The 18,402-nt window shown below is 65.4% G+C and carries 17 protein-coding genes; 5 read left to right on the top strand and 12 right to left on the bottom strand.

All coding sequences use genetic code 11. The features are described 5' to 3' along the window. Positions 1-75: 75 nt before the first annotated feature. Positions 76-492 (bottom strand): iron response transcriptional regulator IrrA, encoded by a 417-nt coding sequence (irrA, locus tag ACFSM0_RS07445; protein WP_377388825.1) that lies wholly within the window; start codon positions 490-492, stop codon positions 76-78. A gap of 151 nt (positions 493-643) precedes the next feature. On the opposite strand from irrA, the gene fabA reads away from it, so the two are divergent. Genes fabA through ACFSM0_RS07430 form a run of 3 tightly spaced genes read left to right on the top strand, consistent with a single transcriptional unit; the run spans position 644 to position 3,208 of the window. Then, positions 644-1,153 carry a bifunctional 3-hydroxydecanoyl-ACP dehydratase/trans-2-decenoyl-ACP isomerase gene (fabA, locus tag ACFSM0_RS07440; RefSeq protein WP_377388823.1) on the top strand — a complete coding sequence of 170 codons (510 nt, stop codon included), beginning with the start codon at positions 644-646 and terminating at the stop codon, positions 1,151-1,153. A gap of 21 nt (positions 1,154-1,174) precedes the next feature. Continuing rightward, positions 1,175-2,404 (top strand): beta-ketoacyl-ACP synthase I, encoded by a 1,230-nt coding sequence (gene fabB, locus ACFSM0_RS07435; RefSeq protein ID WP_377388821.1) that lies wholly within the window; start codon positions 1,175-1,177, stop codon positions 2,402-2,404. A gap of 15 nt (positions 2,405-2,419) precedes the next feature. Next, the gene (locus tag ACFSM0_RS07430; protein ID WP_377388819.1) at positions 2,420-3,208 is read left to right on the top strand and encodes an enoyl-ACP reductase FabI; all 789 of its coding nucleotides are present in this window, start codon (positions 2,420-2,422) and stop codon (positions 3,206-3,208) included. Between the two features lie 42 nt (positions 3,209-3,250). Here ACFSM0_RS07430 and ACFSM0_RS07425 read toward each other — a convergent pair whose 3' ends face one another. The 5 genes from ACFSM0_RS07425 to ACFSM0_RS07405 all read right to left on the bottom strand — a co-directional run bounded on the left by ACFSM0_RS07425 (position 3,251) and on the right by ACFSM0_RS07405 (position 8,613). Next, positions 3,251-3,847 (bottom strand): hypothetical protein, encoded by a 597-nt coding sequence (locus ACFSM0_RS07425; protein ID WP_377388817.1) that lies wholly within the window; start codon positions 3,845-3,847, stop codon positions 3,251-3,253. 85 nt (positions 3,848-3,932) lie between these two features. Beyond that, positions 3,933-5,561: an FAD-dependent oxidoreductase gene (locus ACFSM0_RS07420; protein ID WP_377388815.1), complete on the bottom strand. Its 1,629-nt coding sequence runs from the start codon at positions 5,559-5,561 to the stop codon at positions 3,933-3,935. A 113-nt stretch (positions 5,562-5,674) separates the two neighbouring features. After that, positions 5,675-7,168 (bottom strand): tripartite tricarboxylate transporter permease, encoded by a 1,494-nt coding sequence (locus ACFSM0_RS07415; RefSeq protein WP_377388813.1) that lies wholly within the window; start codon positions 7,166-7,168, stop codon positions 5,675-5,677. Further along, on the bottom strand, positions 7,165-7,626 hold the full coding sequence (locus ACFSM0_RS07410; protein ID WP_377388811.1) for a tripartite tricarboxylate transporter TctB family protein: 462 nt from the start codon (positions 7,624-7,626) through the stop codon (positions 7,165-7,167). The genes ACFSM0_RS07415 and ACFSM0_RS07410 overlap by 4 nt, the downstream gene beginning before the upstream one ends. Before the next feature lie 3 nt (positions 7,627-7,629). Continuing rightward, positions 7,630-8,613 carry a Bug family tripartite tricarboxylate transporter substrate binding protein gene (locus tag ACFSM0_RS07405; RefSeq protein ID WP_377388809.1) on the bottom strand — a complete coding sequence of 328 codons (984 nt, stop codon included), beginning with the start codon at positions 8,611-8,613 and terminating at the stop codon, positions 7,630-7,632. Between the two features lie 197 nt (positions 8,614-8,810). Between ACFSM0_RS07405 and mtnA the strand changes: the two genes are divergently transcribed. Further along, entirely contained in the window at positions 8,811-9,914 is a 1,104-nt protein-coding gene (gene mtnA / locus ACFSM0_RS07400; protein WP_377388808.1) for an S-methyl-5-thioribose-1-phosphate isomerase, read from the top strand. A 28-nt stretch (positions 9,915-9,942) separates the two neighbouring features. Here the strand turns inward: mtnA and ACFSM0_RS07395 are convergent, their stop codons facing one another. Beyond that, a complete protein-coding gene (locus ACFSM0_RS07395; RefSeq protein ID WP_377388807.1) occupies positions 9,943-10,914 on the bottom strand; it encodes a sugar-binding transcriptional regulator in 972 nt (323 codons plus the stop codon). An 85-nt stretch (positions 10,915-10,999) separates the two neighbouring features. Here ACFSM0_RS07395 and ACFSM0_RS07390 point away from each other — a divergent pair, with 85 nt between their 5' ends. Continuing rightward, on the top strand, positions 11,000-13,039 hold the full coding sequence (locus ACFSM0_RS07390; RefSeq protein WP_377388805.1) for a bifunctional aldolase/short-chain dehydrogenase: 2,040 nt from the start codon (positions 11,000-11,002) through the stop codon (positions 13,037-13,039). Positions 13,040-13,062: 23 nt separating this feature from the next. On the opposite strand, the gene ACFSM0_RS07385 is transcribed toward ACFSM0_RS07390, so the two are convergent. The 5 genes from ACFSM0_RS07385 to ACFSM0_RS07365 all read right to left on the bottom strand — a co-directional run bounded on the left by ACFSM0_RS07385 (position 13,063) and on the right by ACFSM0_RS07365 (position 18,209). Further along, complete coding sequence (locus ACFSM0_RS07385) at positions 13,063-13,872, bottom strand: DeoR/GlpR family DNA-binding transcription regulator (protein ID WP_377388803.1); 810 nt, start codon at positions 13,870-13,872, stop codon at positions 13,063-13,065. Positions 13,873-13,970: 98 nt separating this feature from the next. After that, a complete protein-coding gene (locus tag ACFSM0_RS07380) occupies positions 13,971-15,029 on the bottom strand; it encodes an ABC transporter permease (protein ID WP_377388801.1) in 1,059 nt (352 codons plus the stop codon). Beyond that, complete coding sequence (locus ACFSM0_RS07375) at positions 15,026-16,561, bottom strand: sugar ABC transporter ATP-binding protein (RefSeq protein ID WP_377388799.1); 1,536 nt, start codon at positions 16,559-16,561, stop codon at positions 15,026-15,028. The genes ACFSM0_RS07380 and ACFSM0_RS07375 overlap by 4 nt, the downstream gene beginning before the upstream one ends. Continuing rightward, the gene (locus ACFSM0_RS07370; protein ID WP_377388797.1) at positions 16,558-17,205 is read right to left on the bottom strand and encodes a DUF2291 family protein; all 648 of its coding nucleotides are present in this window, start codon (positions 17,203-17,205) and stop codon (positions 16,558-16,560) included. The genes ACFSM0_RS07375 and ACFSM0_RS07370 overlap by 4 nt, the downstream gene beginning before the upstream one ends. Positions 17,206-17,267: 62 nt before the next feature. Beyond that, a complete protein-coding gene (locus ACFSM0_RS07365) occupies positions 17,268-18,209 on the bottom strand; it encodes a D-ribose ABC transporter substrate-binding protein (RefSeq protein WP_377388795.1) in 942 nt (313 codons plus the stop codon). Positions 18,210-18,402 lie beyond the last annotated feature (193 nt).

Genomic DNA, 18,402 nt, shown 5'->3' with positions numbered 1-18,402 from the left:
GGCTGGTCCTCTTTGCGGTGCTCTGCACTCAGATCTTGTGCAGGCAGAGACTTTGCGCAGTCAGATCTTGCGCGCTCAGATCTTGCGCAGCCGGATCACCACATCAACGCGGCTCACTTCCGTGCCCTCGGGCGCTTTCGGCACCCGCACCAGCTCCAGCTCTTCATTCGGCGCGTCGGAGATCCGGTTTTCTTCTTCCCAGAAGAAATGCGGGTGATCATCCATCCGGGTGTCAAAATAGCTGCGCCCGGCGTCAACGGTGATCTCATGCATGATCCCGGCTTCGCAAAACGCGCGCAGCGTGTTGTACACCGTGGCCAGAGAGACTTTCTCTCCGCATTCAAGCGCAGAGGCATAGAGCCCTTCCGCCGTCACATGGCGGTTGTGTCCGTCGCCCACCAGCAGCGCGGCAAGCGACATTCTCTGACGGGTTGGCCGCAAGCCCCCGGCATTGAGCCATCTGAGGCCGCGTTCCTGAGCAATCGTTTTCATCGTCACGAACCTTCGTCTCTCTGGAACTAATATAAGTCAAGGCTGGCCATAAATTCAATGGAATTCTGACGCACCCGCTTTAGGGGGGCGGCCCTTGCGCGTCAAGCTTGGGCGGTGTTAGAGGGAAGGAACTCAAGAAGGGGGAAAGCCGATGTCAGCCTATCCGACGAGCTTCGGCAAGGAAGATCTGCTCAAATGCGCGCGCGGCGAGCTGTTCGGGCCGGGCAATGCCCAGCTGCCGGCGCCGCCGATGCTGATGATGGATCGCATCACCGATATTTCGGCCGACGGGGGCTTGCATGGCAAGGGCCATGTGGTCGCGGAATTCGACATCACCCCCGAGCTGTGGTTTTTTGACTGCCACTTCCCCGGCAACCCGATCATGCCCGGCTGCCTTGGCCTTGATGGCCTGTGGCAGCTCACCGGGTTCAACCTTGGCTGGCGCGGCTGGCAAGGGCGCGGCTATGCGCTCGGCGTGGGCGAGGTGAAGCTCACCGGCATGGTCCGCCCGGACCGCAAAATGCTGACCTACAAGGTCGATTTCACCAAGGCGCTGCAAACCCGGCGGCTGACGATGGGCGTTGCCGATGGTATCGTCGAGGCCGATGGTGAAGTGATCTATGTGGTCAAGGACATGAAGGTCGCGCTCTCCGAGAGCTGACCCAACCGACAGGAGGCCCCCATGCGGCGCGTCGTCATTACCGGCCTGGGCATCGTCTCGCCCATCGGCAACAACGCCGAGGAAGTCTCGGCCAGCCTGCGCACAGGGCGCTCGGGCATCGTTTTCGCTCCCGAATATGCCGAACGCGGCTTCCGCAGTCAGGTGCATGGCCTGCCGCAGATCGTGCTTGAGGACCATATCGACAAGCGCAACCTGCGTTTCATGGGGCGCGGCGCGGCGTACAACTTCCTGGCCATGCAGCAGGCGATTGCCGATTCGGGGCTGGAAGAAAGCGACGTGTCGAACCCGCGCACCGGGCTGATCATGGGCTCGGGCGGCCCCTCGACCTCGAATTTCTTCGAAGCGCATCAGATCGTCGTGCAAAAGGGCAGCCCCAAGCGCATGGGCCCGTTCATGGTCACGCGCTGCATGTCGTCCACCAACTCGGCCTGCCTGGCGACGCCGTTCAAGATCAAGGGCGTGAACTATTCGATCACCTCCGCCTGCTCGACCTCGGCGCATTGCATCGGCAATGGCGTCGAGCAGATCCAGATGGGCAAGCAGGACGTGGTCTTTGCCGGCGGCGGCGAAGAACTGGACTGGACGCTCTCGTGCCTGTTCGACGCGATGGGCGCGATGTCGTCGAAATACAACGACACGCCGACCACCGCGAGCCGCGCCTTTGACGTGACGCGCGACGGCTTTGTCATCGCCGGCGGCGGCGGCGTGGTGGTGCTCGAAGAGCTTGAGCACGCCAAGGCGCGCGGCGCGAAGATTTACGCCGAGGTCACCGGCTATGGTGCCACCTCGGATGGCTATGACATGGTCGCCCCCTCGGGCGAGGGTGGCGAGCGCTCGATGGGTCTGGCGGTGAGCACGCTGCCCGAGGGCCGCAAGGTCTCCTATATCAACGCCCATGGCACCTCGACCGTCGCGGGCGACGTGACCGAGGTGGAGGCCGTGCGCCGCCTCTTTGGTGAGGGCAATGTGCCGCCGATTTCCTCGACGAAATCGCTCACCGGCCACTCGCTCGGCGCCACCGGCGTGCATGAAACGATCTATTGCCTGCTGATGATGCAGGGCAAATTCATCACCGGTTCGGCCAATGTGACCGAGCTGGACCCGGCGATCCGCCCCGAAGAAATCTGCACCGAAACGCGCGAGAATGTCGAATTCGACTCCGTGCTTTCGAACAGCTTCGGGTTCGGGGGCACCAATGCCTCGCTGGTGATGAGCACCTATCGCGACTGAGCTTGAAGGGCACCGATGGCGGATTTGATGAAGGGCAAGCGCGGGCTTGTCATGGGGGTTGCCAATGAGCGCTCGATCGCCTGGGGCATTGCCTCGGCGCTCGCGGCCGAAGGGGCAGAGCTGGCGTTTTCCTATCAGGGGGAGGCGTTTGGCAAGCGCGTGGAGCCGCTCGCGGCCTCGGTCGGCTCCACGCTCCTCGTCGATGTCGACGTGAATGACGATGCCTCGATGGAGGCGGCCTTCGCGCGGCTCAAGGACGAATGGGGCAGGCTCGATTTCGTCGTTCATGCCATCGCCTATTCCGACAAGACCGAGCTGACGGGGCGGTTCATCAACACCTCGCGCGAGAACTTCAAGAACTCGCTTGCGATCTCCTGCTTCAGCTTCATCGACGTGGCGCGCCGCGCGGCAGAGCTGATGCCCGAGGGCGGCGCGCTGATCACGCTCACCTATGGCGGCTCGAACCGGGTGACGCCGTTTTACAACGTGATGGGCGTGGCGAAAGCGGCGCTCGAAAGCGCCGTGCGCTACCTTGCCAACGACCTCGGCCCGCAGGGCATCCGCGTCAACGCGATCTCGCCCGGGCCGATGAAAACGCTTGCGGGCGCGGCCATCGGGGGGGCGCGCAAGACCTTCCGCCATACCGAGTCAAACAGCCCGATGCGCGCGAATGCCACGCTTGAGAGCATTGGCGGCACCGCTGTTTATCTGTGCTCGGAATATGGCGCCTGCACCACGGGCGATGTGATCATGGTCGATTGCGGCTATCACGTTCTGGGCATGCCGCAGCCGGACAATATCTGAGCTGTCAGCTCAAACGGAAACGGGCGCCTTCGGGCGCCCTTTTCATTCATCCCGATCAAGCTCGCGCAGCGCCCGGCGCAGCTTTGGCGTTTGCTCGCGGAACCCCTCGGCATCGCCGAAATCGCAAAAATTGCCGTAGTAAGGGTGCACGCCCTTCACCCGGCGCGCATGTTTGATCGGGCACCAATATTGCTCGGTGCGCGCCGCCACCTCGCGGACGTAGGAAATCACCCCGTTGCCATAGCCGCAGTAGACGCAGTTGATCTTCTGCACGAGGTTCAGATAGGCGAGCATCTGCCGGTCAATCACCACATGCTCGCGCCGCTTCACCTTCGGGATGCCGTAAACCGGAAAGCAGATCGCCTGATAAAGGCTCACGAACAGATCAAGCAGCACGAAGGGGATGAAGACGGCATAGATGAAGGGGGCGGTCAGCACGACCATTGGCCGGGTGCGGCGCAGAAATTGCCACAGCCGCACACGGGCGAGCCGGTGCGCATCGCGCACGCCCTGATCGAACTCGATCCGCCCTTGCGTGAAGCGGTAGCGCCATTGCGCCCGGCTTTGCTCCCACGCCTCTTCGACTTGCGCCTCAAGCTCGGCCAGACGCGCCTGCAACAGTTCCAGCCGGTCGGCCATGCCCTTCTCCTGCGCCGGTGGTGAGGCGCCCTTTAACGATCTGGCGCGCCGATGACCTAGACCATCGGCGGCGGTTGCGGTGCCCTCAGCCTTCGGTCTTGTCCGAGCCGCCCGGAAGCTTCACCCCGTGCTTTTCCATGTAGGGGCGGAAGTAGTCGCGGAACGGGTCGAGCCCTTCGAACAGCATCAGGAATTCCTCGCGGTTCATCACCAGCACCTTGGTGTCTTCGGCGGCGCGCACGGTGGTGTGGCGGCGCGTGGCGCCCAAGATCATCCGCTCGCCAAAATGCCCGCCCGGGCCGATGGTGCGGGTGGTCTTGGCGCCGGTTTCCGGGTCGGTCCGCTCCATCTCCACCGCGCCCGAGATCACGGTGTAGAACCCGTCTGACCGGTCTCCCGCCTCATAGATCCGGTCGCCCGCGCGGTAATAGATGTAGCGCATCGGCGGTTTTGGGTGCGAGCGGAGCTGCACGAGGCTGCGCGCGCCCAAAAGATCGAGCGTCCAGTTCACCATCACGTTGATCCGCGTGCCCCAGCCGGGCAAGAGCGCGAGATAATAGGAGCGCCAGATGAACCACGCCGGGAAGCCGGTGAAATGGCGCCCCATCACATCGGCGACGCCCCGCTTGGCACCAAGCGAGGCCAGCGCGCCGCGCGATTCATAGGCAAAGGGTTGGGTCGGCTTGCCCTTGATCGCGGCGGCGACATTTTTCGCCAACCGCTTCGCCTCGCGCACGGCAAATTGCGCGGTGGGGGGGGCAAAGTCACCCCGCGCGCTGGCGCCATCTTTCAGCGGAATGAGCGCGCAATCCCCCAGCGCCCAGACATCGGGGCGCCCCTGCACCTGCAGCGAGCGCTCGACAACGATCCGCCCCTTGTCCATCGGCAGCCCCATCCGGGTGACAACGGGCAGCGGCGCATTGCCGATCGTGGCCACCACGGTGCGGGTGTTGATCACCTCGCCATCGGTGGTGACAAGCTGACGATGGGTGCAGCTTTTCACCCCGGTTTTCAGCATCAGCTCGATATCGTGTTTCTGCAGATGCTCGCTGGCGTAATCGGCCAGCTCATCGGGCATCTCGCCCAGAATCCGCGGCGCGAATTCGATCAAAAGCACCCGCACTTCGGAAGGTTTGATCTTCGGGTAGAAGGGCAGCGAGCGGTCGATCATCTCCTTCATCTCGCCCACGGTCTCGACGCCGGAGAAGCCGCCCCCCACAACGGTGAAGGTCAACGCCCCGCGCTTGGTGTCGGGCAGCGCCGTCACCTGCGCATGTTCGAGCTGCTCGATCACATGGGCGCGCAGCCGCCGCGCATCTTCGAGCGTCTTCATTTTCAGCGCATGTTCCTCAAGCCCCGGCATGCGCGAGAAATCGGTGCCCTGGCCCAGCGCGATCACAAGGTGATCATAGGGCACCTCGGTCGGGCGGCGCTGGATGCCCTGAAAGACAATCACCACCTTGCGGTCAAAATCGACGCTGTCGACCACCGCCTTGCGCACCGAGATCCCCTTGAGGATGAAGCGCAAGGGCGTGACCGCATGGGCGGGCGTGATGGAGCCCGCGCCGACCTCTGGCAAAAGCGGCTGGAACACGAAGTAGTTCTCGGCGTTGATCACCTCGATCTCGGCCTTGCGGCCGAGCGTGCGCTTGAGTGCGCGGGCCGCATACATGCCGCCGAAACCACCCCCGAGAACAACAATCCGCTGCGTCATCTGGCTCTCCATCTGGCTGGCGCGTCCTAGCTGCCGCGCAGCATAGACGAAGCGCATCGATCTGCCAGACACTAATCCGGCATGGCCGTTCTTCGGGCGGGGCTGTGGCGCGGTTACGTCTTTTGCCGCGCCCGGCGCAGCACCCCGGCGAGCGAAAGCGCGATCAGCCCGGCGGTTGCCAGCACGAAGACCGCCGAGATCGGCCGCTCCAGAAACACCATCGGATCGCCGCGCGACACAAGGAGCGCGCGGCGCAGGTTGGTCTCGATCAGCGGCCCGAGCACGAAGCCGAGAAGCAAGAGGCCCGGGTTGAAGCGCGCCAGCGAGAGCGCATAGCCCGCAAGCCCGATCCCGGCGACGGCGAAGATGTCAAACACCGAGGCGCGCACCGAATAGACCCCGAGGCAGACAAAGATCAGGATCGCGGGGTAAAGCCAGCGGAACGGAATTCTGAGCATCGAGACCCAGATCCCGATCAGCGGCAGATTGAGAATGAGCAAGAGCAGGTTGCCGATGCCGAAGCTCGCCACGAGCCCCCAGAACATCTCCGGGCGCGCCTCAAGCATCATCGGCCCCGGTTGCACCCCGTGAATGACGAGCGCGCCCAGCATCAGCGCCATGATCGGGTCGCCCGGAATGCCGAGCGTGAGGGTGGGCACGAAGGCGGTGATCGCGGCGGCGTTGTTGGCGGCCTCGGGGGCGGCGATGCCTTCGATGGCGCCAGTGCCAAAACGCTCGGGGCTGCGGCTCACGCGGCGCTCGAAAGCATAGGAGAGGAAGGAGGAAATCGTCGAGCCGGTGCCCGGCAGCGCACCAAAAAAGCTGCCCATCGTGGCGCCGCGGAGTGCGGGGAAGGGCAGGCGGGCCAGATCTTCGCGCCGCGGCAAAAGCTCGCGCAGATGCACTTTGGGCGGCACGCCGGTGCGCTCTGCCGTGCGGATATTGCCGATCACTTCGGAAACGCCAAAGAGCCCCATGGCGAGCGCGACAAGGTTGATGCCGTCGGAAAGCTCGGTCTGCCCGAAGGTGAAACGCTGTGTGCCGGAGTTCACATCGGTGCCGATGCAGCCAAGGATCAGCCCGAGCATCACCATCGCGAGCCCTTTGGCCGGGGCCTCGGCGCCGATGGTGGAGGCGGCGACAAGGCCGAGGATCATCATCGCGGCGTAATCCGCCGCGCCAAAAGCCGTTGCGGCATGGCTCAGCACCCCCGAAAGCGCGACCAGCACGCCGATGCCGAACATCGAGCCCAAAAAGCTCGCGCTCATCGAGGTGAAGAGCGCCACGCCCGCGCGGCCCTGGCGGGCAAGCGGGTAGCCGTCAAACGTGGTCACCGCCGATTGCGGCGTGCCGGGCAGGCGCAACAGGATCGAGGCCACCGCGCCGCCATATTGCGAGCCGTAATAGACGCCCGCGAGCATGATCAGCGCCGCCTCGGGGCTGAGGTAATAGGTGATCGGCAGCAGAAGCGAGATCGTCGCCATTGCGCCGATGCCGGGCAGCACGCCCACGAAGGTGCCAAGCACCACGCCGAAGACGCAATAGACCAGCACACCCGGTTGCGTGACCGTGGCGAGCCCGTGCAGAAACCCCTCCCAGCCGGTCATTGCGCGCCCGTCCCGAAGCCCACGGGCCAGAGCGGCGCGGTCATCTTCAGCCCGAAATGGAACACAAGGACGGAAAGCGCCGTGATCACAAGCGCCAGAGCCAGCCGCCAGGCAATGCGCCGGTCCGGCGCGGCGAGCGTGGCGATGAGCACCGCGGCAAAGGTCACGGCCACAAGGCCCGCGCGCTCAAGCCCCGCGGCAAAAACCGCAATCGAGGTGAGCACGGCGAGCGCTTCTTTCCACGCGAGGGTGAGTGCGCGCGCGCCCCGGCCCCAGGCCGAGAGCGCGATCACCGCGCCCAGCCCCGCAAGCCCCACTCCCAGCACCGTGGGAAAGAACCCCGGCCCCATCCGGCGCAGCGCGCCAAGGTCATAGGTTGCAACGGCATAACCCGCCACGGCGAGGCCAATCAGCGTCAGGATCACCCCGCCGGCGAGGTCGTGCAGGTCGTGGCGCATGGCTCAGGGCTTCGCGTCGATCCGGTCGAGCACGGCGCCCCAGATGGCGGTATCCTCGGCGATCCGGGTGGCGAGCGTCTCGGGCGTGCCGCCCGCCGCCTGCCAGCCCATGTCGATCAGCTTTTGCTGCACCGCCGGATCGGCAAGGATCACGTTGATCTCGGCATTGAGTGCGCGCACCACCTCGGGGGGCGTGCCTGCGGGTGCGATGAACGCATTCCAGAGTTCGGCGCGGAAGTCTGCGGGCAGCCCCGCATGCCCGGCCATCACCGGCACCTCGGGCGTTTGCGGGAAGGGTTTTGCCGAGGTCACCCCAAGGATGCGCATCTTGCCCGCCGCCACATATTGCAGCGCCGCCGAGGGCGCCATGAAGCCCGCGTCGATCTCATGGCCGATGATCGCCGTCGTCACCTCGGAGTAGGAGGTATAGGGCACATGCAGCATCTCCACGCCCGCGCGGTCGGCGAACAGCTCCGCCGTCAGATGCGCGCCCGAGCCCTTGCCAACGGAGCCATAGGCCACCGCCTCCGGTTCCGCCTTGGCGCGCGCGATGAAGCCCGCCAGATCCGCGGCGGGGCTGTCGGCCGCCACGGCAAGAACAAGCGGCGAGGTGGCGATCAGCGCCACCGGTGCAATGTCCTTGGCCACGTCATAGCCCAGATCGGGGGTGAGCCGCGGCGCAGTGGTCAACGGCCCGTTGATCGTGGTGCCAAAAGCGACGCCCGCCGTTTTCGCATGCAGCATCTGCTGCACGCCGATCACCCCGCCGGCGCCGGGTTTGTTCTCGATCACGATCGGCTGGCCAAGCTTGGCGGCGAGCGGCTCGGTGATGATGCGCGCCAGCAGATCGGGCGAGGAGCCGGCGGGAAAGCCCACAAAAACATGCAGCGGCTGATCGGGCCAGCCCTCCGCCAGAACTGGCAGGGCAGAGGTGCCAAGGGCGAGGGCAGCGGCGCCCATCAGGGCCGCGCGACGGGTCAGGGGCATGGAGGTCCTCCGGTCTTGCTCGTTGCGCAGAACAGATACCACCGGGGCGGGGAATGCAATTGCAAAGGGGTGCATGGCAGGGATGCACCCGGACCCATCGTCGCAGTCCCCCATGTGCGGGGCGTCAAATGTCATTTCGGTTTGACATCTGGCGGCTCAGCGGAAATCTTCGGCGCGAACCCGCGCAGGAGGATGACATGAAGATCGACGGAACCCATTATCGCACGATCTGGCAAGATGCTTCCGGCGTGGTGCAGGTGATCGACCAGCGCTGGCTGCCGCATGAGTTGCGCATCGTTCCGCTTGAAAGCCGTGCCGATTTCGCCGTGGCGATCCGCGACATGTGGGTGCGCGGCGCGCCGCTCATTGGCGCGGCGGCGGCTTGGGGTGTGGCGGTGGCGATGCGCGAAGACCCCTCTGATGCCGGGCTCACCGAGACCTGGGAAGTGCTGCACGAGACCCGGCCCACGGCCATCAACCTGCGCTGGGCGCTTGATGAAATGGTGCGGGTGCTGCGCCCCCTGCCGCCCGCCGCGCGCGCCGAGGCCGCGGCCAGGCGCGCCGCCGGGATCTGCGACGAAGACGTGGAGATCAACCGCAACATCGGGCTTCACGGGCTTGAAATCATCAAGGCGATTGCCGCGAAAAAACCGGGCCAGACGGTGAACATTCTCACCCATTGCAATGCGGGCTGGCTGGCCACGGTGGATTGGGGCACCGCCACCTCGCCCATTTATCACGCCCATGAGGCGGGGATTCCGGTCCATGTGTTTGTGGATGAAACCCGCCCGCGCAATCAGGGCGCCCAGCTCACCGCGTGGGAGCTCAATCACCACGGCATCTCGCATGCGCTGGTGGTCGATAACGCGGGCGGGCATCTGATGCAGCATGGCGAGGTTGACATGGTGATCGTCGGCACCGACCGCACCACCGCGCAGGGCGATGTGTGCAACAAGATCGGCACCTATCTGAAGGCGCTCGCGGCGCGTGCCAATGGCGTGCCCTTTTATGTGGCGCTGCCCTCGCCAACGATCGACTGGCGCGTGGTGGACGGGGTGAAAGAGATCCCGATCGAGGAGCGCCCCTCCGACGAGGTGACCCTCGTGCAGGGGCGCGGTGCCGATGGCAAGATCGCGCTGGTTCAGATCTCGCCCGATGGCACGCCCGCGCGCAATCCGGCCTTTGACGTGACGCCCGCGGGGCTCGTGACCGGGCTTTTGACCGAGCGCGGGCTTTGCCCCGCCGAGGCCGGCGCGATGGGCGCGATGTTTGCCGATCTGAAAGCCGCGATGCTCGGCTGAGGCTGATCGGGCCGGGCGCTCTGCGGCGCTACCCCGCCGCGAGCAGTGCCTCCGCCACGCGTGTCGAGGTGGCGAGATGGGTGACATAGCCGCCGCGGATCGCGGCCAGGCTCGGCGCCACCTTGTCGCGCCCCGGCACCACCAAAAGCCCCATCTCGAGCCCGACAAGCCGGGGCAGTTCGATGCCGATCATCCGCGCCTCGGCCGGGCCGGGAAGCGCGCGCCCCTCGGCATCGACAAAGCGCCCGCAGATCACCCCAACCGCGCCCTGCGCCACTTGCGCCGCGAGATCCGCGCGCGAGGCGAGCCCGCTTTCGACCACATGGCTCTCTGCCGTTACCGTGCCGGCGGAGAAGAGGAGCTTGTTGACCTGACCAAGCGCCTCCAGCTGGCGCTTCAATATCGGCTCTTCGCGCAGCTCCGCGGCCAGTTCGGCCCGGCTCAGGATCGCGGGCGCATGCAGGTTGAGGCAGCGCGCCCCGAGCCGTTGCGCAAGCCGGGTCGAGCAGGCCTCGGCGGTAAAGCCGTAGGGCGTTGCCATCGAGCCCACGAGCTGCAGCACGCTCAGATCGGCAATCACCTGCGGCTCGACCAGTTCGGCAAGGTCGTAGACGGTGCGGCCCCAGGCGACGCCGAGCCGGTCGCCCGGCGCGAGGAGGTCCGGCAACCATTGCGCCGCGCCCCGCACCACGCGCGCGAAGGTGCCCTCGGCATCGCAGCCCTCGTCGGGCACGACCCAGGCGCCCGCGATCCCGAACCGGTCGCACAATTCCAGTGCGAGGCGATGCGTGGTGAAGGCCGGCGCGGCAAGGGTGATGCGGATCAACCCGGTCTCCCGCGCCTCTTGCAGATAGTTCACCACCGTGGCGCGCGAGATGCCAAGCGCCTCGGCGATCTCCTGCTGGTTGCGGCCATCGTGGTAATACATCCACGCCACCTCGATCACCGCATTCTCGCCCCGCCCGCGCCCGAGACTGCGTCGTTTCGCGCCTGCCGTCATCGTCGCCCTCCGCTTTCGCCGTTTGACAAAGATAGGTGACAAAAGTAAGGAAATCCAGCCGATATGCCGAGCCGGGAGGGAGACCATGATCCGCAACCTCTGGAACGATGCCGATGCAAAGGCCGCCGCAGGGCAGGGGCTTTTGGCCGAGCGGCTCTACAGCGCAAGGCTGATCGGCTCGGACCCGGAACTGGTGCTCCATGGCGGGGGCAACTCTTCGCTCAAGACCACAGCGCAGGACATTTTTGGCGAGACCGTCGAGGTGCTGCATGTGAAGGGCTCGGGCCATGACCTTGCCACGATCGACGCCGCAGGCATGCCCGCGGTGCGGCTTGCGCCGATGCTGCGGCTGAAGGCGCTCGAGACGCTGGAGGATGACGCGCTGGTGAAGGCGCAGCGGCTGAACTTGCTGGACCCCTGGGCGCCCAACCCCTCGGTCGAGATGCTGCTGCATGCCTGGATGCCGCATCCCTTTGTTGATCACACCCATGCCACGCCCTTTCTCGTGCTGGCGAACCTGCCCGAGGTCGAGGCGGTGCTGCGCGAGCTTTTTGGCGGCAAGATTGCGCTTGTGCCTTTTGTCAAACCGGGCTTCGGGCTGGCCAAGGCCGCCGCCGCGGCGTTTGAGGCGAACCCCTCGTGCGAGGGGCTCCTGCTCAAGAACCACGGCCATTTCACCTGGGGGCCGGATGCGAAGACGAGCTATGACCGGGTGATAGGTCACGCGAATACCGTCGCGGCTTGGCTCAAGGATCGCCGCCCGGCAAAGCTCATCCCCGCCGCCGCGCTGCCGGTGGCCGAGGTGGCGCCGGTGCTCGCCAGCCTGCGCGGTGCGCTCGCCACCGCTTTGCCCGAAAGCGCTGCGCTGCCGGTGCTGGATCTGCGCGCCGATGACGATACCCGCGCCTTCTGCGAACGCCCCGATCTGGAGCGGCTTGCTACGCTTGGCGTGGCCACGCCCGACCATGTGATCCGCACCAAGGGCGAGGTGCTGGTGCTGCGCCGCGCGGCGCAAACCCCCGAGCGGATGCGGCAGGCCGTGGCCGATTGGGGCGCGCGCTATACCGCCGCTTTCGAGGCGCACAAGGCCCGCTTTGGCGGCCCGGTCAAAATGCTCACACCGCTTCCGGGGCTGGTCTGGCTCGAAGGCATCGGTGCTGTCGGCGTGGGCACCGATGCGAAAGCGGCGCGGATCGCGGCGGACATCGGCGATCAATCGGCCCGCGTGAAGGCGGATGGCGTGGCGGTGGGGGGCTTTGCCTCCATTTCCCCCGCCGATCTCTTCGACATGGAATATTGGCCGCTTGAGCTTGCCAAACTCGGCACGGCCAAGCCCAAGCCGCTCGCGGGCCGGGTGGTGCTGGTCACGGGCGGCGCGGGCGCCATCGGCATGGCGACGGCAGAGGCCTTTGCCGCCGAAGGTGCCGCGATCTTCCTCGTCGACCGGCCCGGCGAGGTGCTCGATCAGGCGGTGGCGAAGCTTGGCCGCGATCATGGCGGGTATGGCTGCGACATCACCCGGACCGGCGCGCCCGCGCAAGCGGTTGCGGCCTGTGTGGCGCGCTTTGGCGGGCTCGACATTCTCGTTTCCAACGCGGGCGCGGCGATCAACGGCGATATTGCCACGTTGGACGATGCGGTCCTGCGCGGGAGTTTCGAGCTCAATTTCTTCTCGCATCTGGCTTTCGCGCAGGCGGCCATTGCCACCTATCGCGCGCAAACCGGCACGCGGGGGGGGCGCGGGGCCGAGCCGGGGCAGATCCTGTTCAACGTCTCGAAACAGGCGGTGAACCCGGGCAAGGGCTTTGCCGCCTACGGCCTGCCCAAGGCCACGCTTTTCTTCCTGCTGCGCCAGCTCACGCTCGAACACGGCGCGGAGGGGATCCGGGTGAATGGCATCAATGCCGATCGCATCCGCTCGGGCCTGCTCACCCCCGAGATGATCGCCGCGCGCTCGGCGGCACGGGGGCTTGATGCGGGAAGCTACATGGCGGGCAACCTGCTCAAGGCCGAGGTCGAGGCGCGCCACGTGGCCGAGGCCTTCGTGATGCTGGCAAAGGCCGAGCGCACCACGGGCCATGTGATGACGGTCGATGGCGGCAATATCGAGGCGGCGCTGCGCTGAGGCGCCTAAGCTGAGGCGGCGCCTCAGGTGGCGATCAGAAGCTCTATCCCGCGCGCCTCGAAGGCTTTGGCATCCTTGTCGGAAATGCCGTCATCGGTGATGAAGGCATGCACCACCTCAAGCGCGCCCAATCGGGTGAAGGAGCTTTTGTTGATCTTTGAGCTGTCCGCCACGAGGTAAACGCGCGAGGCGGCGCGGATCATCGCTTCTTTCAGTTGCAGATCGGCAAAGCTCGGGTAGGTGAGCCCGGCATCAAGCGCTACCCCCGCCGTGGCGAGGAAGAGCTTGCCCGCAAAGATGTTGCGGAAATATTCAACCGACTTGTCGCCAGAGAGGGAAAGCGTGGGCGCCTTGAACTGGCCGCCCGGCATATGCACCGCCGTGCCCGGCACCGAGCCGAGGATGATGGCGATGTTGAGCGCATTGGTGATCACCGTAAGATTGCGCCGCGCCGCAAGGCGGGTGGCCACCTCGGTTGTCGTCGTGCCGGCGTCAAGGATGATCGTCTCGCCGTCGCCCACAAGGCTTGCGGCCAGCGCGCCGATACGGCGTTTTTTGTCCATGTTGTCTTGATGATGCAGCACCAGCCCCTCGGCGCGGGAGGACGGCGCGTTGAGAAACGCGCCGCCATGTTCGCGGGTGATGAACCCCTCGGCCTCGAGCTTTTCCAGATCCTGCCGGATCGTGGCCTCCGAGACCTGAAAGGCGCCCGCCAGATCGCGCACCCGCGCCGAGCCCTCCTCCTCGATCCAGTCAAGGATCCGGCGCCGACGCGGTTCGGAAAGCAGGCCGGTCTTGCCGTCGTCACGCATCGGGAGGGGTTTCGGGGGCACGGTTTCGCCTATCTGTTCGGGTCTCTCTGGTCGGGGCAGTTGCTCTGGTTAAGCGCGCGCATCGCGATCGGTCAACGAGGCGTATGCGCGCGTCACTCTTACCGGCTCGCGGCCGCCTCTTGTTGCAGCGCCACACGGGCTTGCAGGCGGCTTTGTGCCTGATCAATGACCACTGCGGCAACGATCACGAGCCCTTTGATCACGGTCTGCCAGAACGACGAGACGCCCATCATCACCAGACCATCGGCAAGGATCGAGATCACGAAGGCGCCGACGATCGTGCCCGAGATCTTGCCGCGCCCGCCCGAGAGCGAGGTGCCGCCAAGCACGGCTGCGGCAATTGCGTTAAGCTCGAAGGTCTCGCCGGTTGCGGGGTGGGCGGCTTGCAGTTGCGAGGCGATGATCAGCCCCACCAGCGCGGCGCAAAAGCCCGAGAACATGTAAACGAAGATCTTCACCCGGTCGACCTTGACGCCCGAGAGCGCCGCGCCGCGTTCGTTGCCGCCCACCGCGTAAATATGGCGCCCGAGCGGGGTGCGCTTGGCGATATAGGCCGCCACGAGCCCCACCACGATCAGCATCCAGATCAGGAACGGCAGGCCGAGGAAGGTGCCCGCACCGATCAGCGGGAAGGTTTGCGAGCCATAGTCCGGGTTGCCCGAAAGGTTCGGGAAGGTGCGCCCGCCCGAGGACAGAAGCGCCGCGCCGCGGGCGATATAGAGCGTGCCGAGCGTGGCGATGAACGGGGCCACATTGAGCTTTGTGATCAATATCCCGTTGATCCACCCGACGAATATCCCCACGCACATCACGATCAGCGCCACTTCGAAGGTGTTGAACTGGATCGACCAGCCAAGGCCGGGGTCAATGCCGTAAAGGATCAGCCAGCCCGAGACCATGGCGGTGAGCCCGACGGTGGAGCCCACCGAGAGGTCGATCCCGCCGGTGATGATGACGAAGGTCATGCCGATCGCCAGAAAGGCCGTGAGCGCTGCGTGTTTGGCGACGATCACCGTATTGGCGAGCGTCATGAAGTTGGGCGCCATCAGTGCGAAATAGCCAAACACGAGGATCAGCGCGAGATAGGTGCGGGCTTGCAAGATCGTGAGCAGGATCGACGAGCCTTGTGCGTCTTTGGGGGCGGGAACGGCGGTCATTCTGCGGCTTCCTTCGGAACTTGCGCATTGGGGGTGGTGGCGGAGATCACCTTCGCGGCATCGGTGCCTGCGGGGAATTCACCGGTCACGCGGCCCTGCGCCATGACAATGATACGGTCGGAGAGGGCAAGCACCTCGTCGAGGTCGGAGGTGACGAAGAGAATGCCCAACCCCTCGGCGGCGAGGCGGCGCATGGTGCGGAACACCTCGGCCTTGGCGCCGATGTCGATGCCGCGCGAGGGCTCGTCCATCAACAGCACCTTCGGCCCGGTCATCAGCGCCTTGCCGATCACCACTTTTTGCTGGTTGCCGCCCGACAGCGACGACACCGGGTTTTCCGGGCTCGCCACCTTGATCGTGAGCCGCTTGATGAAGTCGCGCGCGGTCTGCGCCTCCTTCTTCAGGTTGAGATGGAAAAGCTTGGTGAAGGCGGGCAGCGAAGAGAGTGTCAGGTTCTCCCGGATCGCCATGATCTGAATAAGCCCGTCGCGCTTGCGGTCTTCGGGGATCAGCGCAATGCCGCGGGCGATGCGGCCGGGCACGTCGCGCTCGGTCAGAGGTTTGCCCTCGACCCAGAACTTGCCGCTGGAATGCGGGTGCTGCGCCATCACGCATTCGAGGAACTCGGAGCGTCCCGCGCCCATCAGCCCGTAAAGGCCCACAATCTCGCCTGCGCGGATCGAGAGCGAGACGTGATCGACGGTGAAGCCCCCGCCCATGCGCGGCAGGGTGATCTCTTCGGCGCGGAAGATTTCGGGGCCGAAATTGGCCACTTCGGAGCGGCCATATTCCTTCGAGCTGGAGCCGATCATCGCCTGCACGATCCAGGGGATGTCCACCCCTTCCATCGAGCGCGCGCCGGTGATCGTGCCATCGCGCAAGACGGTGATGTAATCGCCGACCCGGATCAACTCTTCGAGCCGGTGCGAGATATAGACGATGCCCACGCCCTGCGCCGTCAACTCGTCGATGACGCGGAACAACACCTCCACCTCGGCCGCCGAGAGCGCCGAGGTCGGCTCGTCGAGGATGAGGATTCGGGCATCCTGCGCAAGCGCCTTGGCGATCTCGACGATCTGCTGCTGGCCGATCCGGAGGGTGCCCAGCAGGGTGTCGGGGGTGATGTCCTGTTCCAGCCGCTCCATCAGCTTGCGGGTTTCCACGCGCTGCTTTTCGGTGTCGATGTCCACGCCGCCGCGGGTGGGCTCATGGCCGATGAAGATGTTTTCCGCCACCGAGAGGTTGGGGAACAGGTTCAGTTCCTGAAACACGATCCCGATGCCCGCCGCCACGGCATCGGCCTTGGTGCGAAAGCGCACCTCGCGGCCATCCATGGTGATGGTGCCTTCGGTCATGTCTTCAACGCCGGCGATGAGCTTCATCAGCGTCGATTTGCCGGCGCCATTCTCGCCCACCAGCACGTTCACCGCGCCCATGCGCACGTCAAAATCCACGCCCTTGAGCGCGCGGGTGCCGGGGTAGACCTTCACTCCACCCCGGATCGAAAGCCCGATCGGGTGCGCCTCGGTCATGGCAGCACCTCGATGGCAACGGGGGTGATGAGCCATTTTTCCTTGGCGGATTTCAGCGGCACGACGCCGGTGAACCCCACGGTCTTGCCCACCGGATCGCCCTCGGGGAGCGTCAGCCCCTCGGTGGCGCGGTCATTGAGCGCGCGGCCAAGCTTGGCGAATTCGATCTGGTCGCGGAACGCGGTGAAATCATAGATTTCGGGGGCAACATCGCGCAGCGCGGAGCCGCGCACCACCGGGCCAAGCTGGATCGCCAGATCGGCGGCGCCATCGGCATCGGTGTCAATGTCGAGTGTGCGCGCGCGGCTGTCGAGCTTGGCGGCAACGACCTTGCCCTGATCTTTCAGCGCAAAGTTCACCGGCGCCCCCGCCCCGGCGCCCGAGGCGCCATGCGCGGCGCTTGCCGCGGCGAAATCGGCGTCGATCTCGGCGCGCAGCGCGGCCACGGTCTGCGCCTTCTCGGCGATCCGCGGCACAAGTTTCTGGGTGTAGCTTTCCGCCAGCAAAGTGGTGATGCGCGCCGCGTCGCCACTGGCATCGGCGGCGGGGCCGGTTTCATCAGCGGCCTTGTTCGGCACGATCTTGCAACCCGAAAGTGCCATGGCCGAAGCCAGGCAAAGGGCCGTCACGGTGAGGAATTTCATGGCCTTGGTCCCGATAGACTCCGGCGCGCCAGAGGCCCTGGCGCGCCGGTCGTTTTACTCGATCACTCGGAAATCGCGAAGGTTTCGAGCTTGCTGGCGTTGTCGGCGTTGATCAGCACGCAGTCCATGAGCTGCTTTTCATCGACCCCGGTCGCACCGGTTTTGAGGAACGCATCGGCCTGCGCGACCGCCATTTGCGCTTGCGCATAGGCCGGTTGCAGCACGGTGGCCTTGATGCCGCCCTTGATGATCGAATCGCGCACGTCGTTCGAGCCGTCAAAGCCGACGACAATCACATCGGTGCGGCCCGCAGCTTCGAGCGCCGCCCAGGCGCCCATCGCCATCGTGTCGTTACCCGAGATCACGCCCTTGATCTCCGGGTGCGCCTGAAGCATCGATTCCATCACCGTGAACCCCTCGGTCTGCGACCAGTTCGCGGCTTGCTGCGCGACCAGTTTCAGATCCGGGTATTGGTCGATCACGTCGTGATAGCCCTGCGAGCGGATACCGGCATTGGTGTCGGATTCCTTGCCCAGAAGCTCGGCATAGGCGCCTTCTTCGCCCATCAGGCGGACGAATTCCTCACCACCGAGCTGCGCGCCCTGATAGTTGTTCGAAACGATCTGGCTGACCGCGATCCCGGAGGCGGTGATTTCGCGGTCGATCAGGAAGGAGGGGATGCCCGCATCCTTGGCCTTTTGCACGGCGGCAACGGTCGCATCGGCGCCCGCGTTGTCGAGCACGATCGCTTTCACGCCCGCGGCGATGGCGCTGTCGAAGAGTTCGGATTGCTTGTTGGCGTCGTCGTCATGCACGAGCACCATCGTGTCATAGCCGAGTTCCTTCGCCTTCGCGGCGGCGCCATCGGCTTCCGCCTTGAAGAAGGGGTTGTCGTGGCTCGGCGTGATGATGGCGATCGTGTCGGCTGCGGCGGCGAAGCTCGGCATGATCCCGGTCATGGCGACGGCGAAAGCCGACACCAGAAGGCGTCTTTTCACGTTCATGGGTTCCTCCTTGTCGTCGCACCCCGGCGTGGGGGCGACTCCCCGGCTCTGACTCTGCGCCTTGCTCTCGTTTGTCGTCAAGTAATTTCGTTTCGCCTGCGTTTGTTTTCGTTTTCCGGTTGTGTCGCGCGCGTTCAATCCCCTGAATGTTTGCGGTGACGCGGCGATGCAGCGGAAAATGCTGCAATTGCAG

The organism is Rhodobacter lacus, from assembly GCF_042683065.1.
Taxonomy (GTDB): domain Bacteria; phylum Pseudomonadota; class Alphaproteobacteria; order Rhodobacterales; family Rhodobacteraceae; genus Rhodobacter; species Rhodobacter lacus.
Note: the sequence above shows the minus strand (reverse complement) of the source record. Positions and strands in the feature narration are given on the sequence as shown.